The organism is Achromobacter sp. PD1, from assembly GCF_048541815.1.
Taxonomy (GTDB): Bacteria; Pseudomonadota; Gammaproteobacteria; order Burkholderiales; family Burkholderiaceae_B; genus Achromobacter; species Achromobacter bronchisepticus_A.
On sequence record NZ_CP183349.1, the window covers coordinates 5,263,837 to 5,286,261 of the forward strand.

The following is a 22,425-nucleotide window of genomic DNA, read 5'->3' on the forward strand; positions in this document are numbered from 1 at the left end:
CGCTTGCGCTTTAGTCTGTACTCGAACATAATTATATATGTCCTAGGACAAAATAAACGGCGCGGTGGCAGAGTGGCTATGCAGCAGGATTGCAAATCCGCAGAGGTTGGTTCGATTCCAGCCCGCGCCTCCAGTTTTCCTGGCCGCGGGCGCGGCGCGCTAGGCCGCGTGATCGCGCAGATGCTCGCGCAACGCGTCAGCGAATGAAAGCGCGATGACCGAAGACGGCCAATGCTCGGGCCATACCAGGCTGAGATCGAACGAGGCGCCCGGCTCCAGCGGCCGCAGTTGATCCAGTCCGCCCGGAATGCGCGCGGCGGTCAGCCGGTCTACCAGCGCGATGCCCACGCCGCGCATCACCAGCTCCATCGCCACCGAGGTCCAGAACACCTGCACGCGCCGCCGCGCGTAGACCTTCTGCTGCTCCAGCAGCGCTTCCAGCCAGAAGCGGGTGTGGTCCAGGTTGTCGTAGATGATGAGATCGCGGCCTGCCAGTTGTTCCACGCGGATGGTGTCGAACTTTTCCAGAGGGTCGCCGGGAGGGATGGCGCAATATAGCTGCAGGCTCACCAGCGGCTCGGCCACGACGCCCGGATGCTGCCCCCCGTAGAAGCACACGCCCATATCCACCTGGCGCGCCGCCACCCATTCGACGATGCGCGCCGAACTGCGCGTCTGCAAAGCCACGGAGATATTCGGCCGGTCCGCCATGAAACTGGCGAGCACATCCGGCATGACGGTCAAGGACAGCAAGGGCAAGGACGCGACGGTCAGGTGGCCCTGCTTTTCGCTGCCCAGGTCCTTGATGAAGCTATCCAGCTGCGAAAGACCGGAAAAAAGCCGGTCGACCTGGCCGTAAAGCGCCCGGCCTTCGGGCGTGGGCAGCAGACGCCCGCCCTTGCGCACGAACAGCGCCACGCCCACGCGGCGCTCCAGCTGGGCGATGTACTTGCTGGCCGCGGGCTGTGAAATCAGCAGCACCTGCGCCGCCCGCGACACCGAGCCTTCGCGCATCACCGCCCTGAAGATCTCTATCTCTCGCACGTTCATGCGCAGACTATAACTATTTAGCTATAGACATGGCAATTATTGGTATTAGGCAGTTATGTAGATTGTTCCTAGGATGAACGCTCGACTTTCATCCAGGACCCATCGTGTCGGAAAACTACGCACCCATGGAATTGCCGTTCGGCCCGGAAACCTATGCCGCGAACCTCTCGCTGCTGGCACGGGACATCCAGGCCCAGGGCCTGTCGGCGGCCATCCTGTTCGACCCTGAGAACATCTACTGGCTGACCGGCTACCGCTCCATCGGCTACTTCACCTTCCAGTGCCTGGTGGTCTCGGCCGACGGCGGCATTGCCATGGTCTCGCGCCAGGTCAACCACGCCGTGGCGACCGGCAACCGCAACATCGCGCGCTTTGTCGCCATCGATGACATCAGCGATCCGGTCGAGGTGCTGGCCAGCTATCTGAAGGACATCCTGCCCAGCGGCCGCGTCGGCCTGGAAACGGCCTCGGGCTACCTCAGCGTGGCCGCCTACAAGCAGCTGCAAGCCTGTCTGGGCGCGCGCCTGGCCGACTGGCAAGGTCCGATGGAAGAGGCGCGCAAGATCAAGACCCCGGCGCAGCTGGGCTTCATGCGCCAGGCCGCGGACGCGGCGGTCGCCGGCATCGATGCGGCGGTGCGCGCGATCGCAGTCGGCGCCACCGAAAACGACCTCGCCGCCGCCATGCTGCACGGCGCCACCAAGGCCGGCAGCGAATACACCCGCGTGCCGCTGGTGGCCGTGGGCCGCGCCAGCGGCGTCTGCTTCACCACCTGGCAGCGCCGCGAGATCAAGCAGGGCGACCTGGTGTTCCTGGAGGCCGCCGCCAACATCAACCGCTATCACGCCATGATCTCGCGCAATTGCGTGGTGGGCCGGGCCTCCGAGCGGCAGCGCTTCCTCGCCGGCACCGTCATCGCCGCGCTGGACGCCGCCATTGACGCCATCCGACCCGGCGTCACCTCCGCCCAGGTGGACCAGGCCTGCCGCGCGGTCTTCGAACGGGCCGGGCTGGGGCAGTACTTCGATCACCGCACCGCCTACGGCATCGGCATCGGCTTTCCTCCCAACTGGGCCGAAGGCCGCTTCCTGGCGCTGCGTCCGGGCGATCCCACGGTGCTTGAGCCCGGCATGACCTTCCACCTGGTGCCGTCGCTATTCATGCCCGAAGGCGGCTTCATGGCCAGCGAAAGCGTGGCCGTCTCCGAGGACGGCTGCGAGGTGCTCACCCGCTATCCGCGAGAGCTGATCGAAATCGACGCCTGACAACAAGACCGGCGCGCCAACAACATACAAGGGGAATTGCCGTGTTGAAGAACTGGATGTATCCAACCACCGCGGTCATGGGAGTGCTGCTTCTGTGGCATTTCGCGATACCGCTGTTCGGCCTGCCGGCCTACCTGCTGCCGCCGCCGCTGAGCGTGCTCGAACGGCTGTGGACGGACTGGGCATTCCTGGGCCATCACTCCTGGGTCACGTCCGTCGAAACCCTGGGCGGCTTTCTGCTGAGCATCGCCGTCGGCATACCGCTGGGCATCCTGCTGGTGTGGTCGCGCCCGCTGGAGCGCGCCATCATGCCGCTGCTGGTGGTGTCGCAGGCGTTTCCGAAGGTGGCGGTCGCGCCGCTGATCATCATCTGGTTCGGCCTGGGCCTGTTTCCCAAGATCCTGATCGCATTCTCGGTGGCCTTCTTCCCCATCGTGGTCAGTACGGTGGCGGGCATGCGTTCAGTGGACGCGGACCTCAACGACCTGGCCCGCTCGATGCGGGCGGGCGCCCTGCGGACCTTTCTGCGGATCCGGCTGCCCTATGCGCTGCCGCAGATCTTCTCCGGCCTGAAGGTCGCCATAGCCTTCGCCACGGTCGGCGCGGTGGTGGGGGAATGGGTGGGCGCCGAAAGCGGCCTGGGCTACGTGCTGCTGTCCGCCAATGCCAACCTCGACACCACGTTGCTGTTCGCCGTGCTGGTCGCGCTCATGCTCATCGGCCTGGTCTTCTACTACCTGGTCGAGTTTTCCGAACGCTTCCTCATTCCCTGGCACATCAGCGTGCGCAGCGACGCCCTGCCCTCTGTCTGACCCCGCCCTCCGGAGACACCACCATGAAATTCACCACCCGACTTGGCTGGACCCTGGCTTGCCTGCTGGCCGCAGGCGCGGCCAGCGCCCAGGAAAAACTGAGCCTGCGCCTGGACTACAGCATCTACGGCACGCACGCACCACTCTACTACGGCATAGAAAAAGGCCTCTACAAGGCCGAAGGCATAGACCTGAGCATTGGCGAAGGCAGCGGCTCCAGCAACACCGCGAAGCTGGTGGCGCAGGGCATCGATCCCATCGGCTTCATGGACTACGGCACCATGCTCAAGGGCGTCGCCGCGGGCATGCCGCTGAAGGCCATCTTCGCCGTGCACCAGCGCTCGCCCATGGTCATCATCAGCCACGCGGACGCCCCGGTGCGCGCGCCCAAGGACCTGGAAGGCAAGGTGCTGGGCATGAGCGCATCCGAGTCGACGGCGCAGATGTTCCCGGTGCTGGCCGCCCTCAACGGCGTGGACCAGAAGAAGATCAATGTCATCGCCCCCGCCGTGGGCACCAAGACCGCCTTGTTCCTGCAACGCCGCGCGGACGCCATCACCGGCGTGACCTACTTCCATATCCCTCCGCTGGAAGCGCAGGGCGCAAAGGTGCATTACTTCTTCTATGCCGACTTTGGCGTCAACGCGCTGGAAGGCGGGCTGGCAGCCAATACCAAATGGCTGGAGGCCAATCCCGACACCGCGCGGCGCTTCCTGCGCGCCACGCGCAAGGCCTACGAGGCCGCCCAGGCCGATCCGGCCGCCTCGGTCGACGCCCTGGTACGCCAACGGCCGGAACAGGCGCGCAACCGCGATCAGCTGGTGCGCCAGCTGCAGCTCTCACTGCAGGCCGCAGGCACGCCCAACACCAAGGGACTGCCGTTCGGCGTCTCCGCGGAAAAGGACTGGCAGGCCATGGTCGATCAGTTCGTGCAATCGAACCAGATCGCGAGCCCGGTGCCGACCAGCACGCTCTACACCAACGACTACAACAGGGAATAGACATGGCACAGCACGCAGCCCTGGCGCTCGCTCCCGCAGCGGGCGCGCCCGATACCGCGATCGACATCCGCGGCATGGTCCAGCGCTTCGGTTCCTATGTCGCGGTCGACGGCATCGACCTTGCCATACCCGAAGGCCAGTTCCTCTCCGTGCTCGGCCCGTCCGGCTGCGGCAAGAGCACCTTGATGCGAGCGGTCGCCGGCCTGACGCCGCCCACTGCCGGCGAGATCCGCGTGCTGGGCGAGCGCGTGACCGAGCCGGGCGCCAACGTGGGGATCGTGTTCCAGCGTGCGGCGCTCCTGCCGTGGCGCGACGTCGTCGGGAACATCTCGCTGCAGCTGGAGATGCGCAAACTTCCGGCCGCGCGCCATGAGACCCGGCTGCGCGAACTGATCAAGCTGAGCGGACTGGAGGGCTTTGAAGAATGCCTGCCGCACCAGTTGTCCGGCGGCATGCAGCAACGCGTGGCGCTGTGCCGCGCGCTCATCCACGACCCCGACATCCTGCTGATGGACGAGCCCTTCGGCGCCCTGGACGCGATGACGCGCGAAGCCATGAACCTGGAGCTGCAGCGGGTATGGCTGGAAAGCAAGAAGACCGTCATGTTCATTACCCACAGCATCTCCGAAGCCGTGTTCCTGTCCGACCGCGTGGTGGTGATGAGCAAGCGGCCGGGCCGCGTGTCGCTGACCGTCGACATCGATCTGCCGCGCCCGCGCAACTACGCCATGGTCGGACACCCCAACTTCGTCAAGGCGGCCACCGTCATACGCGAGTGCTTCGACGCCGCGGGGATGACGGAATGAATCCCGTGCGCTACGACGCCGGCCCCTACCCCCGCGCGCGTCTCGCCTTTCTGTGCGTGGCCAACGCCGGCCTGACCGAGGGCGAGATGCACGCCATGGCGCCCGAGGGCGTGGGCCTGAGCTTTGCCCGCGTGGCCATGGCAACGGCCTGCACCGTGCAAAGCCTGGCCGGCATGGAAGACGGACTGCTTCAGGCCCTGGACGGCCTGGCGCCGGGACGCCGCGATATCGACGTGGTCTGCTACAACTGCACCGCGGGCAGCTTCGTGATCGGCAACGACAAAGTGCGCGCGCTGCTCGCGCAGGCCCGCCCCGGCGCGGCCGTGGCCACGCTGCTGGACGGCGTCACGCAGGCGCTGGCCGCGGTCGGCGCGCGCCGCCTGGCTGTTGCCACCGCCTATGACGATGCCGTCAACCAACTGGAGCGCGCTTACTTCGAAAGCATCGGCCACGAAGTCGTCTCGCTACAGGGGCTGGCCCTGCCCGATGACGAGACCATGAACCGTGTCTCGCCTGACTATCTGTACGAATTCGCCTGCGCCGTGGATCGCCCCGATGCCGACGCCGTCTTCATCAGCTGCGGCGCGCTGCGCTCCACCGCCGTCATCGAGCGTCTGGAGGACAGGCTGGGCAAGCCCGTGATCGGCAGCAATCAGGCCAGCATGTGGCATTGCCTGCGGCTGGCGGGGATCCACGACCGGATGGACGGCTACGGCCGGCTGTTCCGGCAGCATTGAAAGCGGGACCTGTCATGGATGAAATCGATACCCGACTGATCGGCATCCTGCGGCGCGACGCGCGCACGCCGCTTTCCGTTTTGGCCAGCAAGGCCGGCGTGTCGCGCGGCACGGTCTCCAACCGTCTGCGCAAGCTGGAGGCGGACGGGCTCATCGCCGGCTACACGCTCAAGCTGCGTCCCGACTCCGATCAAGGCGGCCTGCGCGCCTGGATGGGCATTACCGTCGACGGCAACCAGACGCGCGCCGTGCTGGCCAGCCTGCTGGGCGAGCCGAGCGTTGAGCAGCTGCACGACACCAACGGCCGCTGGGACCTGCTGGCCGAAATACGCGCAGATTCCACCGCCGATCTGTCCAAGGTGCTGGAGCGCGTGCGCCTGATCAAGGGCATCGCGGCCACCGAAACCAGCATCCTGCTCGCGACGTACCGCTGAAGCCTGCGCGCTAGGCCGGCACCGGCTCGCCCCGCAGCCTGATCTGCGCGACAGTTCTGTCCCCGCGCTGCTCCAGCACGAACTGATGCCTGTCCGGATACCTCAGCGTCAGCCGCCGGCACAGGTTTCCCAGCCCGCCTCCGCCGCTGGCCAGATCGAAAGGCGCGTGCAGCCGGCCGGGGTTGTCCACTTCAATGAGCAGTTCGTCGCCCTGCAGACGCGTGCGTATGCAGATCGGAAAATGCGCGTGTTCCGAACGCATGCCGTGCTTGATCGCGTTTTCCACCAGTCCCTGCAGCGTCATGCGCGGAACACTGATCCGTAGCGTGGCCGGATCGATCTGGCTGCGCAGTTCAAGCCGCTGGTCAAAGCGCAGCGCCTGTATGCGCACATAGGCTTCGGCGGCCTCGATCTCCTCCTCCAGTATGGACAGGCCGCGCCCGCGCCGGTCCAGCGAATAGCGCAGGTACTCGGCCAGGCTGCGGGTCATTTCCTCCGCGATGGCGGGACGTTCGGCGATCTCGGCCACGATGGTATTGAGCGAGTTGAACAGGAAGTGCGGCTCGATCTGCAGCTGCAGATGTTCGAGCTCCAGCCTCAAGGAGCGCGTCTCGGCCTTCATCTTGGACAGGCGCTCACTGCGCGCGTTTAGCTCGGCCGACACGCCGAAATAGATCAGCGTCCAGATGGAGAGCATGCCCATGTAGTAGAGAAAGCCCAGCCGGTACTGGTTGCCCGGCAACACTCGGATCGCGCCGGGCAGAAACAGGCTATGGATGCCGTAGGCGATCGAGGCCAGCAAGGCCGAGGCGGTCAGGCAGAACAACACCGCGCAAACCAGCACCAGCAAGGGCGGATCGCCTTTGCCCGCACGGCGGCCATGCAGCACGGCCGCCCCGCTGGTCAGGACGAAGGCCAGCGGCTCCAGCGCCACGGTAAGCCAGAAGGCCGCGGTGGCATTGCCGAACACCGCCAGCCGGATGAAGAAACCCACGATCGCAAGAAAGAGCCAACCCAGCGTCTGCGCCCGCCAGAAGCCAAGCGAGGACTCCCCTGGGCTCAAGCCCTGGCCGATCGATGCGAACTTCATGGATGCGCTCCCCGGACGGGCAAAGGGTTCTCTGGAAACTGCATAGGCCTTATATTTACCCGCGTGCCAGACCGGACGACTATACCCGCCACACCATGGCGCCAGGGAGGAAAATGCTGCGTGTGCTTGTCATCGACGATGAAGCCCCGGCGCGGCGCTACCTGCGCCGGCTGCTGGAAGCCTCGGCCGACGTCCATGTCGCGGGCGAAGCCGACAGCCTGGAACAGGCGCGAGCGCTGATCCGCGAGCATCGTCCTGATGCCCTGTTCCTGGACATCGAGCTGACGGCCGCCACCGGCTTCGATCTGCTGGACCAGCTGGACGCTCCGCCCGCCGTCGTCTTCGTCACCGCGCACAGCGACTACGCCGCCCGCGCCTTCGACGTCCAGGCTGTCGACTACCTGCTCAAGCCCGTGCGGCCGGGCCGGCTCGAACAGGCGTTGGCGCGGCTGCGCCCGCGCGCTGGTGGCCACCTGACGCTGCGGACGCGCAACGGCACCAAGCTCATCAAGATCCATGAACTGACCATGGCGCAGGCGCAAGGCGACTACGTGATGCTTTGCAGCGCCGCGCACGCCAACGAGCTGATGCACATCACCTTCAAGCGCCTGGCGGCCCAACTGCCCAGTCCGCCCTTCTGCGCCTTGTCTCGCTCGGTGATCATGAATCTGGAACATGTCTCCCATCTGTCGCAACTGCCCGGCGCGCAGACCGAGGTCGCGTTCAACAACGGCGTTGCCCCCGTCGTGCTGGGACGGGTCGCGTCGCAGCGCCTGCGGCGCGCGGTGGCGCAGCGCTGACGCGACGGGCCAGCCCCGGGATAAGACCGCTGTAGCATCGGTTCGGGCCGGAAATGTGCCGATTGTCATCAACCGGCCCCGAGACATCACGCAGTTTTCGACGAAACGGGGATTTTCCTCGACCAAACATCGTCCAGGAAGACGGCGTCAATAGCCCATGGGGTAGCCGTCCTTGCGATGATCCGACGCGGCCAGATAGCCTCCCTGTTCCAGCCGGTAGGCCATCTGCGCGCTGCCGAACTCCAAATCGAAGCGCGGCGCCACGTCGACCCTGTGGCCGCATGCGCGCAGATGCTCGATAGCTTCAGGCGGGCAGTTCCATTCCACCGCCACGCCCACGTTGTCATCCTTGATGCGCCAACGCGGCGCATCGCTGGCTGCCTGCGGATTCAGGCCGAAGTCGGCCAGCCGGCTGGTCACTTGAAAATGGCCCTGCGCCTGCATGGAGCCGCCCATGACGCCAAAGCTCATCAAAGGCTGTCCGCCTTTCATCAGGAAGCCGGGAATAATGGTGTGGAACGGCCGCTTGCCTGGCGCCACCACATTGGGATGCCCCGCCTTCGTCGAAAAGCCCCAGCCCCGGTTCTGCATGGCAATACCCGTTCCCGGCACCACCACGCCGGAACCGAATCCCTTGAAGTTGGATTGAATGAACGACACCATGGTGCCGTACCGGTCTGCCGCCGTCAGATACACCGTTCCACCGCTGTGCGGATTGCCGGCCCGGGGTTCGCCCGCCCGGTCCGGATCGATGAGTTTCGCCCGTTCCGCCAGATAGGCGGGATCCAGCAGCTGCTCACTCGACACCTGCATATGGGCCGGATCGCCCACGTGTTCGTACAGGTCCGCGAACGCCAGGCGCATGGCTTCGATCTGCAGGTGCAACGCACGGCCGCTGTCGCGCCCGCAGCCCGCCAGGTCGAAACGTTCCAGCATGCCCAAGGCCATCAATGCGCCGATGCCCTGGCCGTTGGGACCGATCTCGTAGAGTTCCAGGTCGCGGTAGCGCATGCCTATCGGCTCCACCCAGTCGGCCGTATGGCCGGCCATGTCGGCCTCGGTGATATAGCCGCCCGTGTTGCGCGCGTGGGCGGCAATCGCCGCGGCCAGCTCGCCGCGGTAGAAGCTCTCGCCCTTGCTGCGGGCGATGCTCTCCAGCGTGGCGGCCTGGCCGGGGCTGCGGAAGCGCTCTCCGGGCAAGGGCGCGCGGCCCCCGGGCGCAAAGGACTCGGCAAAGCCCGGCTGCCCGCTCAGGCGCGGCACCTGCTTCTGCCACTGGCGATGCACCGTGGGCGAAACCAGGTAGCCGTCCCGCGCGTAGCGTATGGCGGGCTCGAACAAATCCTCGAACGGCAGCGAACCGAATTTCTCCCAGATCGCGCGCCAACCCGACACGACTCCGGGTACCGTCACGCTGCCCCAGCCTATCGGGTCCATGCCATCCAGATGCGCGAACCTGGCCGTCTCCCAAGCGGCCGGCGCGCGCCCCGACGCATTCAGCCCATGCAGGCGCCCGCCATGCCAGACGATGGCGAACATGTCGCCGCCGATCCCGTTCATGCACGGCTCCACGACGGTCAGCGCGATGGCCGTGGCCAGCGCCGCGTCGATCGCGTTGCCGCCCCTTGCGTACATCTGCAGGCCGGCAGCGCTGGCCAGCGGCTGCGACGTGCTGACCACGTTGTCCGCGAGCAAAGGCATGCGTTGCGATGCGTAGGGCAGCTGCCAGAAGGGATCGTTCGGAATGGGCATGGGAGTCGGGTCGGAAGTTTGGGACCGGCCGCCCGCGGGCGGCCAGGAAGAAAGCCGGGGCGGCCGCTACTTGCCTGCGGTAATGTTCAAGGCCTTGACCTTGTCGCGCCAGAACGCCTGCTGGTCCAGGATGAACTTGGGCAGAGTCTGGGCCGGAATCTCGCTGATCTGGAAGCCCTGCGCCTCGATGGCCTTGCGGAATCCTGCATCGCCCTGCGCCTTGGACAGCGCGCGGGCCACAATGTCCAGGCGGTCCTTGGGCGTTCCCTTGGGCGCCATCAACGCGAACAGGTTCTCTGCCTCCAGGCCCTGTACGCCCAGTTCCTTGAGCGTGGGCACGTCCGGCATGACCGGCAGACGTTTGGCGGAGGCCACGCCCAGCACGTCGATGCGGCCGCCCTGCTTATGCGGCAGCGAGCTGGTCACGCTATCGAACATGAAGACCGACGCGCCCGAGATCACTTCGGGCAAGGCCTGGCTGCTGCCCTTGTACGGGATCTGCAACGCGTCCACGCCCGCCTGCTCCTTGAAGATCTCGCCCTCCAGGTTGGACAGGGTACCCGCGCCCATCGACGCGTAGTTGTACTTGCCCGGCGCCGCCTTCAGATAGGCCACCAGGCTGGCATAGTCCTTGATGCCCAGCGTCGCCGGCGTGACCAGGATGTGCGGGGCGCTGGCTATCGCGCCCACCGCATCGAAGTCGCCGTCCAGCGACACCTGCTGCTTGCCGTTGAGCGCTTCGTAAATGGAGTTGGACATCACCGACGAGATGTACAGCGTGTAGCCGTCGGCTTCGGAACGCGCAGCGGCCTGCATGCCGATCAAGCCGCCCGCGCCGGGGCGGTTCAACACCACCACAGATTGGCCCAGCGAGTCGCCCAGCTTCTGGCTGAGTTCGCGAGCGAGCACGTCGGTCGCGCCGCCCGGTGGAAACGACAGGATCAGCTGGAGCGAGCGCTGCGGAAAATCGGCCGCCCCCGCCCCGGTAGCCGCCGATAACGCCAGCGCGGCAAAGGCGCGCTTCAGAATGCCGAGTCCCTGCGGGCGCGCGGCGGCGCGGCCCGATTTGCATACAACACTAGCCATGCGATTCCCCTTGGTTGAAGAGCCGTCGGCCGGGTCTGTTGCCCATGTGTCCTGGCGGCCCTGACCGGCCCATTCTAGGAATTGCCTTTGCGGCAATCAATATCAATAATTAGCACGCCAATTGCCATTTTGAGAATCAATATGCTCAGCACCGCGCACCGCTATTTCCTGGAAGTCGTACGCGCAGGCAGCATCAAGGACGCCGCGGCCACCCTCCACGTGGCGCCTTCGGCAATCAGCCGGCAAGTCGCCAAACTGGAGGATGACTGCGGCGCGGCGCTGTTCGAACGCCGGCCTCACGGCATGGAGCTGACCCGCGCCGGCGAAATGCTGGCCGACTATGCACGCCGCGTCGCCATGGATGCCGAGCACGTGCTGCGCGATATCCGCAGCCTGCGTCACGCGGAGCTGACCACCATCCGCATAGGCTCCAACGAAGCCGTGGCGCGCAACGTGCTGCCGCCCATCCTGGGCGCGTACCGCGCCCTGCATCCCGATGTGGCGTTCCAGGTACACATCGCTTCGCCCGGCGTCGTGACGCAACGCCTGCGCGACAACAGCATCGACGTGGGCCTGGCCTTCAGCCTGAACGCGGGCAACGGCATCGCCGTGCGCTACGAAATCGTCTCGCCCGTTCGCGCCATCATGGTCCCGGGCCATCCTCTTGCCAAACGCGCCAGCGTGTCCCTGGACGACCTGCGCCGCTACCCGATCGCGCTGACCGACTCCGGCACCACCGTGCGCCTGTTGTTCGACAGCTCGGCGGCAGGCAACGACGGGCCGCCTTTCGACATCGCCTATTCGAGCAACTCGTCATCGGTCATCCGCGCCATCGTCGAGGCCGGCCATGCTGTCACGCTGGCCGGCGAGATCACACTCGCCGAGCCGCTGCGCAGCGGCGCGCTGGTGGCCGTGTCCTTGCAGCAAGCCGTCTTCGCCGAACGCACGCTGCAGGTGCAGACCGCCAGCCACGCCCGCTTGCCCGAGGCGACGGCCGCCTTCATCGAGCACCTGATCGAAGCGCTATCCGCGGGCGCCCGTTCACGCGATTCTTGACTTGCCGCAGGCTTGCCGCAAAACTGAAGTTCTACACGCGCCCAGGCTTGGCCAAGCGCGGAAGGCCCCGATTCAATGGTCAGAGTGAATGATTGAAGGAGCTCCGCATTGACCACTGCCGCGATGCCCAGACTGAAGCTGCGCCGCCTTGTCACCGTGCTGGCGCTCGCGAGCGGACTCATCGCCTTCGTCAACACGCTGTACGCGGCCTACCTGGTGCAGCGCGAGCAGTTGATCGCCAACACCCTCGAGGCCAACCGGGCCTACGCGATCAAGCTGGCGGAAGTCACCGACATCTACATCGAATCCATACAGCGGCAATTGCTCCTGTCCGCCGAGCGGGCGCCGGGCCTGCTGGGTTCGAAACCCGCCATGGAAGACGAGCTCGCGCGCCTGGTGCAGCAGACCGACGGCGTCATGACGGCCGCCATCGCAGACAGTAGCGGCACCATCCTCGCCACCGCTCCCGCCGACGCGGGCTTCGAAGGCAGGACGCTGGTACGCCAGCAACTGACCACAGGCGCCCAACATCTGAAGGGCCACATATCGACGCCCTACGTGGGCATGGAGGGCCGGCTGATACTGGCGTTCTCCGAACCTTTCCGTGATGCCAAGGGCAACCATGCCGGCACCATCCTCGCGGCCATCTACCTTCGGCAGGGCAACGAGTTCGACAAACTCGTGGGCGAGCACTTCTACCGCGACGGCTCCTACCTGTATGTCGTCGATGGCGACGGCACCATCATCTACCACAAGGACAAGGATCGCATCGGCACCAGCGAAAGAAGCAATGCCGTGGTCGAAGCCGTGCTGCGGGGCGAGACCGGTGCGATGCCCGTGGTCAACACCCGCGGCGCGCACCTGTTGGCCGGCTACGCCGCGCTCAAGAACGCCGGCTGGGGTGTCGTGGCGCAACGCCCGCTGGACGAAACGCTGCGCCCGCTGCAAAGCCTGACCAGCAGGATCGTGCTCTACGCCTTGCCGGTGGGGCTGATCATGTTCCTGGCCATCTACCTGCTGGGCCGCTGGATCTCGCGGCCGCTGGAGGAGCTGGCCCAGGTCATCGAACGGGATCAGCCCGGCGCGTCGGCTGGCGACCTGCACCGGATCAAGGGCTGGTACTACGAGGCGGCCCGCCTCCGGAACGCCGTGACGATGAGCCAAAGCTCCCAGACCCGGCGCCTCGATAAGCTGAACACGGACACCATCACCGATCCGATGACGGGCCTCTTCAACCGCAGGGGCCTGGCGCTGCAGATCGCCACGCTGCGCCAGACCCAGCAGCCTTTCGCGGCGCTCGCGCTAGACCTGGACCACTTCAAGCGCGTGAACGACACCTACGGGCACGCGGCCGGCGATCAGGTGCTGATCGCGCTGGCCGCCATCCTCAAGACCTGTGTGCGGGCAGAAGACGCGCCGTGTCGCGTCGGCGGCGAAGAGTTCCTGATCCTGATGCCCAACGCCTCGCGCGACACGGCGGAAAGGGTGGCCGGACGCATCCGGGCGGCGACGGCGAGCCACGCCATGCCGCAGGCGGTGGGAAATGTCACGGTGTCCATCGGCATCGCGCTGTGGCCGTCGGATGATGCCGACATCGACAAGGTCATGGCAAAGGCCGATGAGGCCTTGTACCGGGCGAAGCATGCGGGGCGCGATCGGGTGGAGGTCTGGTCGGCGGCGAGTACCCAGGCCTAGCCTTCGTCCTCAGGACGCCGCGCATACCCCGCAGCCAAGGCATGCGCGACCCTTTCGGCGTATCGCTGCATGATGGCAGCCAGTGCCTCGAGATTCTTCGACTTCAAGCGCTGCAGAGGCCCGGTTACGCCGAGGCTGTAAATCACTCCCAGATGCGGCAGATGCACCGGCACGCCCAACGCCGCCAAGCCTTCATCGATTTCGCCGATGCAGGTCGCGTAGCCCTGTTGACGGACCTGGGCGTACTCGTCCCTGATGCGGCGGCTATCCACGCAGGTATGCGCGGTCAGGCGCGGTAGCGGTTCCGCCAACGCGGCATCAATGACCTTGGGCGCTTGAAACGCAAGAATGGCTTTGGCCGATGCGGCCGCATGCGGCGCCATGCCCTTGCCCGGCAATACGAATCCGCGCCAGGGCGTATCGGGCGCTTCCATCAACACGGATGACACCTGGTGACCGCTGTGCAGCTTCGCCAGGTAGCAGGTTTCATCGGTCTCGGCCGCCAGGTCCGCCAAGTGCGGGCGCACCACCGCCCCAATCCACTCCGTATCCGCGCTGGCGTATGCCAGCCGCTTCACCCGCGCGCCCAACACATAGGTGCTTGCGGCCAGGTCCACCAATTGGGAGTCCTGCATGGTGCCCAGCAGGCGATGCGCGCTGGTCTTGGGCAAAGCCAGCATGCGCGCGATTTCCGTGAGGGCCAGGCCGTCGGGAAAGGAGGCGAGCAGTTCGAGGATGCGCGTATAGCGCTCCAGCGGGGGGAGTTTGGAATCTTGGCTCATAGGCGTTCCTTGGTCGCGCATTGTAGGGCGGCAGAACGCCCATGCCGGGAAAACCCGGTCTTGCTGTCCATGCCGGCTATTTTTTATTATACCGAAAAAAGGAACGTTGTACCGATTTTCGGAACGACAAAAAGCCATCAAGAACCCTGGGGAACGCCGCCCCGCCTTCAACGTTGATCGTTACAGGAGCGCAGCATCATGTCTTTCAAGAACATCCTCATCCTTGCCCGCCGCGTTTTACCGGCCGTCGCCCTGGCAGGCTTTGCCAGCGCGGCCTGCGCCCAGAACGTGGTGGTGGGCGCCACGGTGCCCCTCACCGGCCCCTTGTCGCTGACCGGAAAGCAGTACTTCAATTCCCTCAAGCTGGCCGAGGACGACATCAACAAGGCGGGCGGCCTGCAAGGGAAGCCGGTCAAGTTCGTGTTCGAGGACGCCCAAGCGTCCAACGGCACGGCCGTCAATGCCTACGTGAAGCTGGCGCAGGAGAACAAGCCCGCCTTCACCTTTCTCACCAGCTACAGCACCCAGAACATGGCCGTCGCGCCGGAAGTGGCGAAAACCGGCATTCCTGCGATGTACGCCGGCGGCGCCGATGCCGTCGCGGATCTGCGCAATCCCTGGCTGTTCCGCATCCGCCCGCAGGACAGCACGGCGGCCGTCGCCATGGCGCGCTTCGTCAAGGACGAGCTCAAGCTGTCCAAGCCCGGCATCCTCTACATCCAGAACGATTTCGGCCAGGGCGGCGCCAATGCCGCGGCGGCCTTCCTGAAGGACCAGGGCATCACCCCCGTCGGCACGGAAGCGTATGGCCAGAACGACAAGGACATGTCGGCGCAGATTCTCAGCCTGAAGAACAAGGGCGCCGACGTCATCCTGGCCTTCGTCTACCCGCAGGACGGCGCGATGGTGCTGCGACAGATCAAGATGCTGGGTCTGAAGCAGCCGGTGGTGGCATCCTCGGCCGCCTTTGTCCCGGCCGCCATGCAACTGTTGTCGCCAGCCGACCTGGAAAACGTCTGGGGCGTAATCGATACCTACCTGCCCGCGACCGACAAAGGCAAGAACTACGCGGAACGCTTCAAGCAACGCTTCTCCATGGACGCCGATCCCTACGGCGCCGCGTACTACGACGGCGCGATGTTGATGGCCCAGGCCATCAACGCGGTTGGCGCCGACCCCCAAAAGCTCCAGGCCTATCTCAAGGACCTGAAGGGCTACCAGGGCGTTTCGCACGTCTACAGCTTCGATGCCAAAGGCAACGGCGTGCACGATGTCGCCATCGTGAAGTTCGCCAAGGGAAGCAAGGACATGCAGTTCATCAGCACCATCAAGGTCGACTGAGCATGGCCGGCGCCACAAGGGGAACTCCATGCAGGAAATGATCCAACTGCTGGTCAACGGCGTGGCGCTCGGCAGCGTCTACGCCCTGGCCGCGCTGGGCTTCGTCATCGTGTATTCGGCCACCAGCGTGGTGAACTTCGCCGCCGGCCAGTTCGTCATGCTGGGCACTTTCTTCGGGGTCAGCACCATCATCCAGGCGCAGTGGCCCGCAGCCCTGGCCTATCCGGTAGCCATCGCGATGATGGCGGCCTTCGGCCTGTTGTTCTATGCCCTGGTCCACTTGCCGCTGCAGAACCGTCCTGTCGTGACGGTCATCATCGGCACGGTGGCCGCCGGAATCGCCATGCAGAACGGCGCGTTGCTGGTCTGGGACGCCTGGCCCTTCCGCATGCCCTCGCCTTTCGGCGATGGCACCATCAGCCTGGCCGGCGGCGTCATCACGGTACACGCCCTGGCCACGATCATCATCACGCTGCTGTTGATTGCCGGTCTCTACGCGCTGCTGCACCGTACTTCCATCGGACGTTCGATGCGGGCGGTGGCGCAGGACGTCGAAACCGCAAGGCTGATGGGCTTGCCGGTGCGCCTGCTGCTGGGCTTCGCCTGGCTGCTGGCGGCGGTCTTCGCGGGCTTTGCCGGCCTGCTGGTGGGGCCCATGTGGTTCGCCGACGTCAACATGGGCGATGCCGTCGCGCTCAAGGCCTTCGCCGCCACCATCATCGGCGGATTCGGCAGCGTACCCGGCGCGATCGCGGGCGGGCTGGTGGTGGGCTTGATAGAGATCCTCGGCGCGGCATACCTGTCCTCCACCTACAAGGACCTGCTGGCCTTCGGAATCATGATTCTCTTCCTGCTGCTGCGGCCGCAGGGCATCTTCGGCGAACGCATCGCCGATCGGGGCTGACCATGAAACGATCCCATCTGCTCTGCGGTCTGGCCGTCCTGGCGTTGGCCGCCACCCTGCCCCTCTATACCCAGGGCTACGGCAACCGTCTTGCCAATACCGCGGTCATCTCGGCCATTGCCGTCATCGGCCTGAACTTCGTGTTCGGTTATGCCGGCCTCATCTCGCTCGCGCACGCCGCCTTCATGGGCGTGGCCGCGTATCTGGTGGCCGTCCTGACCACGTCCCACGGCTGGAATCCCTGGCTGGCGGCGCTGCTTGCGATTGCCGCCACCTGCCTGACCGCCTATGTCACAGGCCGCATCCTGCTGCGCCTGAAGGGGCATTATCTGGCGCTGGCGACCCTGGGACTGAACGTGAGCTTCACCATCGTCGTATCGAACTGGATCGACATCACGGGAGGGACCAATGGCATATCCGGCATTCCGCCGCTTGCGCTCGGAACGTTCTCGCTCGACAGCGAAGCCAGCTTCTACCTGTTCTCGCTGGCGGTCCTGACGTTGCTCGCACTGTTGGCCGCCCGCATCCGCCATTCCCACGCAGGCCGCACGCTGATGGCGGTGCGCGACGATGAGCTTGCCTCGGCCATGACCGGGCTGCCGGTCACCAATGTCAAGGTCGCGGCCTTCACGCTGGGCGCCGCCTACGCGGCCGTGGCCGGCTGCCTGTTCGCCTTCCACATCCGCTTTGTTTCTCCCGAGGACTTCAACTTTTCCCACTCCATCATCTACCTGGCCATGCTGGTCGTGGGCGGCGAAGGCAGCATCGTCGGCGCGATCCTGGGCGCGGTCAGCGTGACCCTGCTGCCGGAACTGCTGCGGGGCGTCGGCAACGCCTATCTGCTGGTGTTCGGCGTTCTGGTGCTGGTCATCCTGATCGTGCTGCCGCGCGGCCTGATCAGTCTGATCGACCCGGCCACCTACCGCCGGCGCGCCAAACGCGCCAGCCGCCGCGGCGTGGTCCATGGAGGCAGCCTGTCATGAGCCTCATGCAAGTACGGAACATCAGCAAGCACTACGGCGGCGTGCAGGCGCTCTCGAATGTCAGCCTGGAGATCGGCGCCAACCAGTTCTACGCCATCATCGGCCCGAACGGCGCCGGCAAAAGCACCCTGCTCAATGTGATGACCGGCCTGGTTCCACCCACATCCGGACAGGTCAGCTTCGACGGCAAAGTGCTGACCGGACTGCCCACGCACGCGATCATCCACGCGGGCATAGGCCGGATTTTCCAAAGCGGCCGCCTGTTCACGCGCCTCAGCGTCCTGGAAAACGTCATGCTGGGCGCCGCCATGCGCGACCCGCGCTCGCTGAGCGCGCTGCTGCTGCGCCCCCGATCCACGCGGGAGCGCGAACGCGCCGCCCGGGAAGCCGCCTACGAAACCCTGCGCCAGTTCGACTTGCACACGCTGGCCGACCGCAGCATAGGTTCGCTTTCCTATGGCAACCGCCGCCTGGTCGAAATGGCCAGGGTCATGGTCGCCCGGCCACGGCTATTGCTGCTGGATGAACCCGCGGCCGGACTGAATTCCGGCGAGGTCGAGCAGTTGATGGACCTGTTGCGGCGCCTGCGCGAACAGCACCGGCTGTCGGTCGTGCTGATCGAGCACAACATGGGCATGGTGATGCGGCTGGCCGAGAACGTGGCGGTGCTCAACTTCGGCGCCAAGCTGGCCGAAGGCACGCCCGCCGAGGTGCAGTCCGATCCCGCGGTGCTCGAAGCCTATCTTGGAGGAGGCTACCAGCATGTTGCAGTGTAGAAACCTGGGCGCGGCCTACGGCGACATCGTCGCATTGCGCGGCATCGATCTGGATGTGCGCGCAGGCGAGGCCGTAGCGCTGATCGGCGTCAACGGCGCCGGAAAAACCACGCTGCTGCGCGCGATCTCCGGATTGCTTCCCACCACGGGAGAACTGAACTTCGACGGCAGTTCCCTGGACGCGCTGCCCATCCAGCGCCGCGTAAAAGCGGGCATCGCCCATGTCCCGGAAGGCCGCCGGATATTTCCGGGCCTCACCGTGAAGGAGAACCTGGAAGTCGGGGGCTCGGTGCGCGGCGGCGGAAGCAGCGATGACTTCGACCGCGTCTACGACCTCTTCCCCCGGCTGAAGGAGCGGGCCAGCCAGCTGGGCTGGTCCCTGTCCGGCGGCGAACAGCAAATGCTGGCGATCGGCCGCGCCTTGATGGCACGCCCCCGCCTGCTCCTGCTGGATGAGCCGTCGCTTGGCCTGGCGCCCCGCCTGGCCGAAGAAGTCTATGCCCGCATCGCACGCATCAATGAGGGCGGCATGACCGTCTTGCTGGTCGAGCAGAACACCGTGCTCGCGCTCGGCGTGGCCGACCGAGGCTATGTCATCGAAAACGGCAGCATCGTATTGACCGACACGGCCGCGACCTTACGTCTACACCCGCGGGTCCGGGACGCCTACCTGGGCCGCTAATTCCTGCTTGAGAGAAACCATGTATCCCGATCCTTCTTCCCGTTCACAGGCGTTGCACACGCGCGCCAAGCGCACCCTGCCCGGCGGCAACACGCGCACGACCGTTTACCTGTCGCCCTACCCCGTCTACGCGGCGCAAGGCGCCGGCTGCCGCGTCCATGACGTCGACGGCAACGAGCTGATCGACTGCATCAACAACTTCACGGCGCTCATCCACGGCCATGCGCACCCGGTGCTGGCCGCGGCGGCGCACCGCCAGATCGACCTGGGCACCGCCTTCGGCATGCCGACGGAAAGCGAAATCGCGCTGGCCGAACTGCTGGCCGAACGCGTGCCGGGCATCGAACACATCCGCTTCACCAACTCGGGCACCGAGGCCGTAATGATGGCGCTGAAGGCCGCTCGCGCCTACACCGGCCGGCCCAAGATCGCCAAGGTCGAGGGCGCCTACCACGGCTCCTATGACCACGCCGAAACCAGCCTTGACGCAAGCCCCGCGAACTGGGGCGAGGCCGCGGCGCCCGCCTCGGTCGCGCACTCGCAAGGAACGCCGGCGGGGGTGACGGCGGACGTCGTGATCCTGCCCTTCAACGACTGCCAGGCCACCGAAGCCCTGCTGCGCACGCACGCCAGCAGCCTGGCCGGCGTGCTGATCGACCTGCTGCCCAACCGGGTCGGCTTGATTCCCGCCAGCGCCGAGTATCTGCGCATGCTCCGCCGGGTCACGACGGAACTGGGCATGCTGCTGATCGTCGACGAGGTCATCACGCTGCGCCTGGCGCCAGGCGGCGCGCAAGCGCGGCTGGGCGTCACGCCAGACCTGACCACCGTCGGCAAGATCATGGGCGGCGGCTTTCCCGTCGGCGGCGTGGCCGGACGCGCGGATGTGATGGCTGTCTTCGATCCCAGCGCCGGCCGTCCGGCGGTGCCCCACGGCGGCACCTTCTCGGCCAACCCCGTCAGCATGGTGAGCGGACTGGCCGCCATGCAATTGCTGGACGAGGCGGCCTATGCCCAGCTCGACCGCCACGGCGACATGCTGCGGCAGGGGCTGAACCAGGCCTTTGCCGACACCGGCATCGCCGGCCAGGCCACCGGACTGGGATCGCTCGTCAAGCTGCATCTGAAGGCGGAGACGTTGACCAGCTACCGGGATGCCTACCCCAGTCCGCAACAAGCCCAGGCCATGGCTCGCTTCAACCGCGAAATGCTGAACCGCGGCGTCCTGATGGCCAGCTATGGCCTCATTGCCCTGTCCACTCCCATGCGGGACCAGGACATCGCCCAGATCATCGAGACCGCGCACGATGCGCTCAATGTCTTGCGCCGTGTAGAGGTGTTGGCATGACTGTCACCGTAGGCATAGACGTAGGCGGCACCTTCACCGACCTCATCCTGGTGGACGACGAATCCGGCGCGGTGCGCATCTCCAAGGTTCCCAGCACGCTGGAGAACCAGGCCTTCGGCGTGCTCGAGGCGCTGCGCCGCACCGAAGTCCCCCTGGAACGGGTGGACAGCATCGTCCATGGCACCACCACCACCACCAACGCCGTACTGGAGCGCAAGCTCGCCAAGGTCGGCCTGATCACCACCGACGGCTTCCGCGACGTGCTCGAACTCGGCCGGCGCACCCGGCCGCATGCTTACGGGCTGACGGGCAGCTTCGTGCCGCTCATTCCGCGCGAACTGCGGCGTGAAGTTCCCGAGCGCATGGACGCCCAAGGCAATGTGCTGACGGCGCTGGACGAAGAGGCATTCGTAGCCCGGGTGCGGGAACTGGCGCAGACCGGCGCGGAAGCCCTGGTCATACATTTCCTGCACAGCTACGCCAATCCCGCCCATGAGCTGCGCGCCCTGGAACTGGCGCGCCAGCACTGGCCAAACGACTACATCACCGCCGGCCACACCATCATCTCCGAGTTCCGCGAGTTCGAGCGCGGCACCGCCGCCGCGGTCAACGCCTCGGTCCAGCCTATCCTGGACCGCTACATCGACCGCTTGCAGAGCAGCCTCACCGCGGCAGGCTTTCGCAACGACCTGCTGGTGATGCAAGGCAACGGCGGCACCGTGTCGGCGCGCACCATCGCGCGTGCGGCCATCAACACCGTCATGTCCGGACCGGCGTCGGGCGTCATGGCCGCGGCCTATTCCGGCCGGATGTCCGGCTATCCGAACCTGATTACCTACGACATGGGCGGCACGTCTTCCGACGTCGCACTCATTGAGAACAGCGTGCCCAAGGTATCCAGCGAGCTGGAGCTGGAGTACGGCATGCCCCTGCACGTGCCGATGGTCGATGTTCATACCGTCGGCGCGGGCGGCGGCTCCATCGCCCGAGTGCAGGCCGGCGGCATGCTGCGCGTCGGCCCCGACAGCGCAGGCGCCCGCCCCGGCCCCATCTGCTATGGACGCGGCGGCGAACTGCCGACATTGACCGACGCCAATCTGGTGCTCGGCCGCCTCGACCCCGACCGTCTGCTCGCCGTGGACCGTGCGGTCACCGTGGACGAAGTGGCCGCGCGCATCGAGGAACACATCGGCCGCCCGCTGGGCCTGGACGCGGTGCAGGCCGCGGCAGCCATTCTGCAGATCGGCAACAACAACATGGCCGGCGCAGTGCGCCTGGTCAGTCTGGCGCGCGGCTACGATCCCCGCGATTTCGCGCTCTTCGCCTTCGGCGGCGCCGGACCGCTGCACGCCGTCGCACTGGCGCGCGAGCTCGCCATACCGACCGTGCTCATTCCCGTGCGTCCGGGGCTGACCAACGCCCTGGGCTGCCTGGTGGCCGACGTGCGGCATGACTTCGTCAAGTCATTCAACCGGCCGCTCAAGGATCTGACGGACGCCGATCTGCAAGCTTGCCTGCGCGATCAGATCGCCCTGGGACACGCCGCCATCGAGCGCGATGGCATTGCCGTCTCCGACATCGAGATCTTCCATCACGCGCAGATGCAGTTCCAGGGCCAAAGTCATCTATTGACGGTCGCCGTCGAGACCAGCTCCGCCACCGTCGCGCAGTTGCAGGAGGCGTTCGCCCGCGCCTATTGGCAACGGTTCCAGGTCGAACTCTCCGAGTTGCGGCCGGTTCTGGTGACGCTGGACACCAGCCTGGTCGGCAAGCGCCACGCCATATCGCTGGACTCGCTGCGCAGCACGGGAACGGCCGCTGCGCCGCCACGGCGTCGTCCGGTGTGGTTCGCGGAAACTGGCTGGACCGACACGCCCATCTATGCGCGGGAGCACATCCCCGCCGAAGGCCTGAGCGGACCCGCAATCATCGAACAACTGGACGCCACCACTGTCATCGACCCCGGCGCGCATGCGCGCGGGGATGGCTACGGCAACCTCATCATCACTCTCTAGGGCAGATGCA

Annotated in this window: 21 protein-coding genes and 1 tRNA gene; 17 read left to right on the forward strand and 5 right to left on the reverse strand. The window is 66.0% G+C overall.

Annotated features, from left to right (window positions below; genetic code table 11):
• The first annotated feature begins 58 nt into the window (after positions 1 to 58).
• Positions 59 to 133: transfer RNA gene (locus tag ACM1PE_RS24710), tRNA-Cys, on the forward strand.
• Between the two features lie 26 nt (positions 134 to 159).
• Here the strand turns inward: ACM1PE_RS24710 and ACM1PE_RS24715 are convergent.
• Positions 160 to 1,050 carry a LysR family transcriptional regulator gene (locus tag ACM1PE_RS24715; RefSeq protein ID WP_280015623.1) on the reverse strand — a complete coding sequence of 297 codons (891 nt, stop codon included), beginning with the start codon at positions 1,048 to 1,050 and terminating at the stop codon, positions 160 to 162.
• Positions 1,051 to 1,154: 104 nt separating this feature from the next.
• Here ACM1PE_RS24715 and ACM1PE_RS24720 point away from each other — a divergent pair, with 104 nt between their 5' ends.
• Genes ACM1PE_RS24720 through ACM1PE_RS24745 form a run of 6 tightly spaced genes read left to right on the forward strand, consistent with a single transcriptional unit; the run spans position 1,155 to position 6,105 of the window.
• Entirely contained in the window at positions 1,155 to 2,315 is a 1,161-nt protein-coding gene (locus ACM1PE_RS24720; protein ID WP_419341272.1) for a M24 family metallopeptidase, read from the forward strand.
• 56 nt (positions 2,316 to 2,371) lie between these two features.
• Positions 2,372 to 3,127, forward strand: coding sequence for an ABC transporter permease (locus tag ACM1PE_RS24725; RefSeq protein ID WP_059373866.1), 756 nt, complete (start codon positions 2,372 to 2,374; stop codon positions 3,125 to 3,127).
• Between the two features lie 23 nt (positions 3,128 to 3,150).
• Positions 3,151 to 4,128 (forward strand): ABC transporter substrate-binding protein, encoded by a 978-nt coding sequence (locus ACM1PE_RS24730; RefSeq protein ID WP_059373867.1) that lies wholly within the window; start codon positions 3,151 to 3,153, stop codon positions 4,126 to 4,128.
• A 2-nt stretch (positions 4,129 to 4,130) separates the two neighbouring features.
• Positions 4,131 to 4,934, forward strand: coding sequence for an ABC transporter ATP-binding protein (locus ACM1PE_RS24735; RefSeq protein ID WP_419341274.1), 804 nt, complete (start codon positions 4,131 to 4,133; stop codon positions 4,932 to 4,934).
• Entirely contained in the window at positions 4,931 to 5,671 is a 741-nt protein-coding gene (locus ACM1PE_RS24740) for an arylmalonate decarboxylase (protein WP_306635302.1), read from the forward strand. The genes ACM1PE_RS24735 and ACM1PE_RS24740 overlap by 4 nt, the downstream gene beginning before the upstream one ends.
• Before the next feature lie 14 nt (positions 5,672 to 5,685).
• Entirely contained in the window at positions 5,686 to 6,105 is a 420-nt protein-coding gene (locus tag ACM1PE_RS24745; protein ID WP_118931526.1) for an Lrp/AsnC family transcriptional regulator, read from the forward strand.
• 10 nt (positions 6,106 to 6,115) lie between these two features.
• Here ACM1PE_RS24745 and ACM1PE_RS24750 read toward each other — a convergent pair whose 3' ends face one another.
• Positions 6,116 to 7,195 carry a sensor histidine kinase gene (locus tag ACM1PE_RS24750; protein ID WP_419341276.1) on the reverse strand — a complete coding sequence of 360 codons (1,080 nt, stop codon included), beginning with the start codon at positions 7,193 to 7,195 and terminating at the stop codon, positions 6,116 to 6,118.
• A 113-nt stretch (positions 7,196 to 7,308) separates the two neighbouring features.
• Between ACM1PE_RS24750 and ACM1PE_RS24755 the strand changes: the two genes are divergently transcribed.
• On the forward strand, positions 7,309 to 7,995 hold the full coding sequence (locus ACM1PE_RS24755) for a LytR/AlgR family response regulator transcription factor (RefSeq protein WP_251878960.1): 687 nt from the start codon (positions 7,309 to 7,311) through the stop codon (positions 7,993 to 7,995).
• A 147-nt stretch (positions 7,996 to 8,142) separates the two neighbouring features.
• Here ACM1PE_RS24755 and ACM1PE_RS24760 read toward each other — a convergent pair whose 3' ends face one another.
• Complete coding sequence (locus tag ACM1PE_RS24760; protein ID WP_419341278.1) at positions 8,143 to 9,747, reverse strand: gamma-glutamyltransferase family protein; 1,605 nt, start codon at positions 9,745 to 9,747, stop codon at positions 8,143 to 8,145.
• 66 nt (positions 9,748 to 9,813) lie between these two features.
• A complete protein-coding gene (locus ACM1PE_RS24765; RefSeq protein WP_118931523.1) occupies positions 9,814 to 10,833 on the reverse strand; it encodes a Bug family tripartite tricarboxylate transporter substrate binding protein in 1,020 nt (339 codons plus the stop codon).
• A gap of 141 nt (positions 10,834 to 10,974) precedes the next feature.
• On the opposite strand from ACM1PE_RS24765, the gene ACM1PE_RS24770 reads away from it, so the two are divergent.
• Both ACM1PE_RS24770 and ACM1PE_RS24775 read left to right on the forward strand, forming a co-directional pair.
• A complete protein-coding gene (locus ACM1PE_RS24770) occupies positions 10,975 to 11,889 on the forward strand; it encodes a LysR family transcriptional regulator (RefSeq protein ID WP_059373874.1) in 915 nt (304 codons plus the stop codon).
• A 108-nt stretch (positions 11,890 to 11,997) separates the two neighbouring features.
• Positions 11,998 to 13,584, forward strand: a complete 1,587-nt coding sequence (locus ACM1PE_RS24775) for a diguanylate cyclase (RefSeq protein ID WP_419341280.1) — start codon at positions 11,998 to 12,000, stop codon at positions 13,582 to 13,584.
• On the opposite strand, the gene ACM1PE_RS24780 is transcribed toward ACM1PE_RS24775, so the two are convergent.
• Positions 13,581 to 14,366 (reverse strand): IclR family transcriptional regulator, encoded by a 786-nt coding sequence (locus ACM1PE_RS24780; protein ID WP_419341281.1) that lies wholly within the window; start codon positions 14,364 to 14,366, stop codon positions 13,581 to 13,583. The two genes, ACM1PE_RS24775 and ACM1PE_RS24780, sit on opposite strands and share 4 nt — an antisense overlap.
• A 198-nt stretch (positions 14,367 to 14,564) precedes the next feature.
• Between ACM1PE_RS24780 and ACM1PE_RS24785 the strand changes: the two genes are divergently transcribed.
• The 7 genes from ACM1PE_RS24785 to ACM1PE_RS24815 are packed head-to-tail and all read left to right on the forward strand — an operon-like array spanning position 14,565 to position 22,415.
• A complete protein-coding gene (locus ACM1PE_RS24785; RefSeq protein WP_059373888.1) occupies positions 14,565 to 15,707 on the forward strand; it encodes an ABC transporter substrate-binding protein in 1,143 nt (380 codons plus the stop codon).
• A gap of 28 nt (positions 15,708 to 15,735) precedes the next feature.
• Complete coding sequence (locus tag ACM1PE_RS24790; protein ID WP_306635253.1) at positions 15,736 to 16,611, forward strand: branched-chain amino acid ABC transporter permease; 876 nt, start codon at positions 15,736 to 15,738, stop codon at positions 16,609 to 16,611.
• Positions 16,612 to 16,613: 2 nt separating this feature from the next.
• Positions 16,614 to 17,594 carry a branched-chain amino acid ABC transporter permease gene (locus ACM1PE_RS24795; protein WP_419341284.1) on the forward strand — a complete coding sequence of 327 codons (981 nt, stop codon included), beginning with the start codon at positions 16,614 to 16,616 and terminating at the stop codon, positions 17,592 to 17,594.
• Positions 17,591 to 18,370: an ABC transporter ATP-binding protein gene (locus tag ACM1PE_RS24800; protein WP_306635250.1), complete on the forward strand. Its 780-nt coding sequence runs from the start codon at positions 17,591 to 17,593 to the stop codon at positions 18,368 to 18,370. The genes ACM1PE_RS24795 and ACM1PE_RS24800 overlap by 4 nt, the downstream gene beginning before the upstream one ends.
• Positions 18,357 to 19,052, forward strand: coding sequence for an ABC transporter ATP-binding protein (locus ACM1PE_RS24805; RefSeq protein ID WP_059373892.1), 696 nt, complete (start codon positions 18,357 to 18,359; stop codon positions 19,050 to 19,052). Before ACM1PE_RS24800 ends, ACM1PE_RS24805 begins: the two co-directional genes overlap by 14 nt.
• Before the next feature lie 19 nt (positions 19,053 to 19,071).
• Positions 19,072 to 20,400: an aspartate aminotransferase family protein gene (locus ACM1PE_RS24810; RefSeq protein ID WP_419341286.1), complete on the forward strand. Its 1,329-nt coding sequence runs from the start codon at positions 19,072 to 19,074 to the stop codon at positions 20,398 to 20,400.
• Complete coding sequence (locus ACM1PE_RS24815) at positions 20,397 to 22,415, forward strand: hydantoinase/oxoprolinase family protein (protein WP_419341288.1); 2,019 nt, start codon at positions 20,397 to 20,399, stop codon at positions 22,413 to 22,415. The genes ACM1PE_RS24810 and ACM1PE_RS24815 overlap by 4 nt, the downstream gene beginning before the upstream one ends.
• Positions 22,416 to 22,425 lie beyond the last annotated feature (10 nt).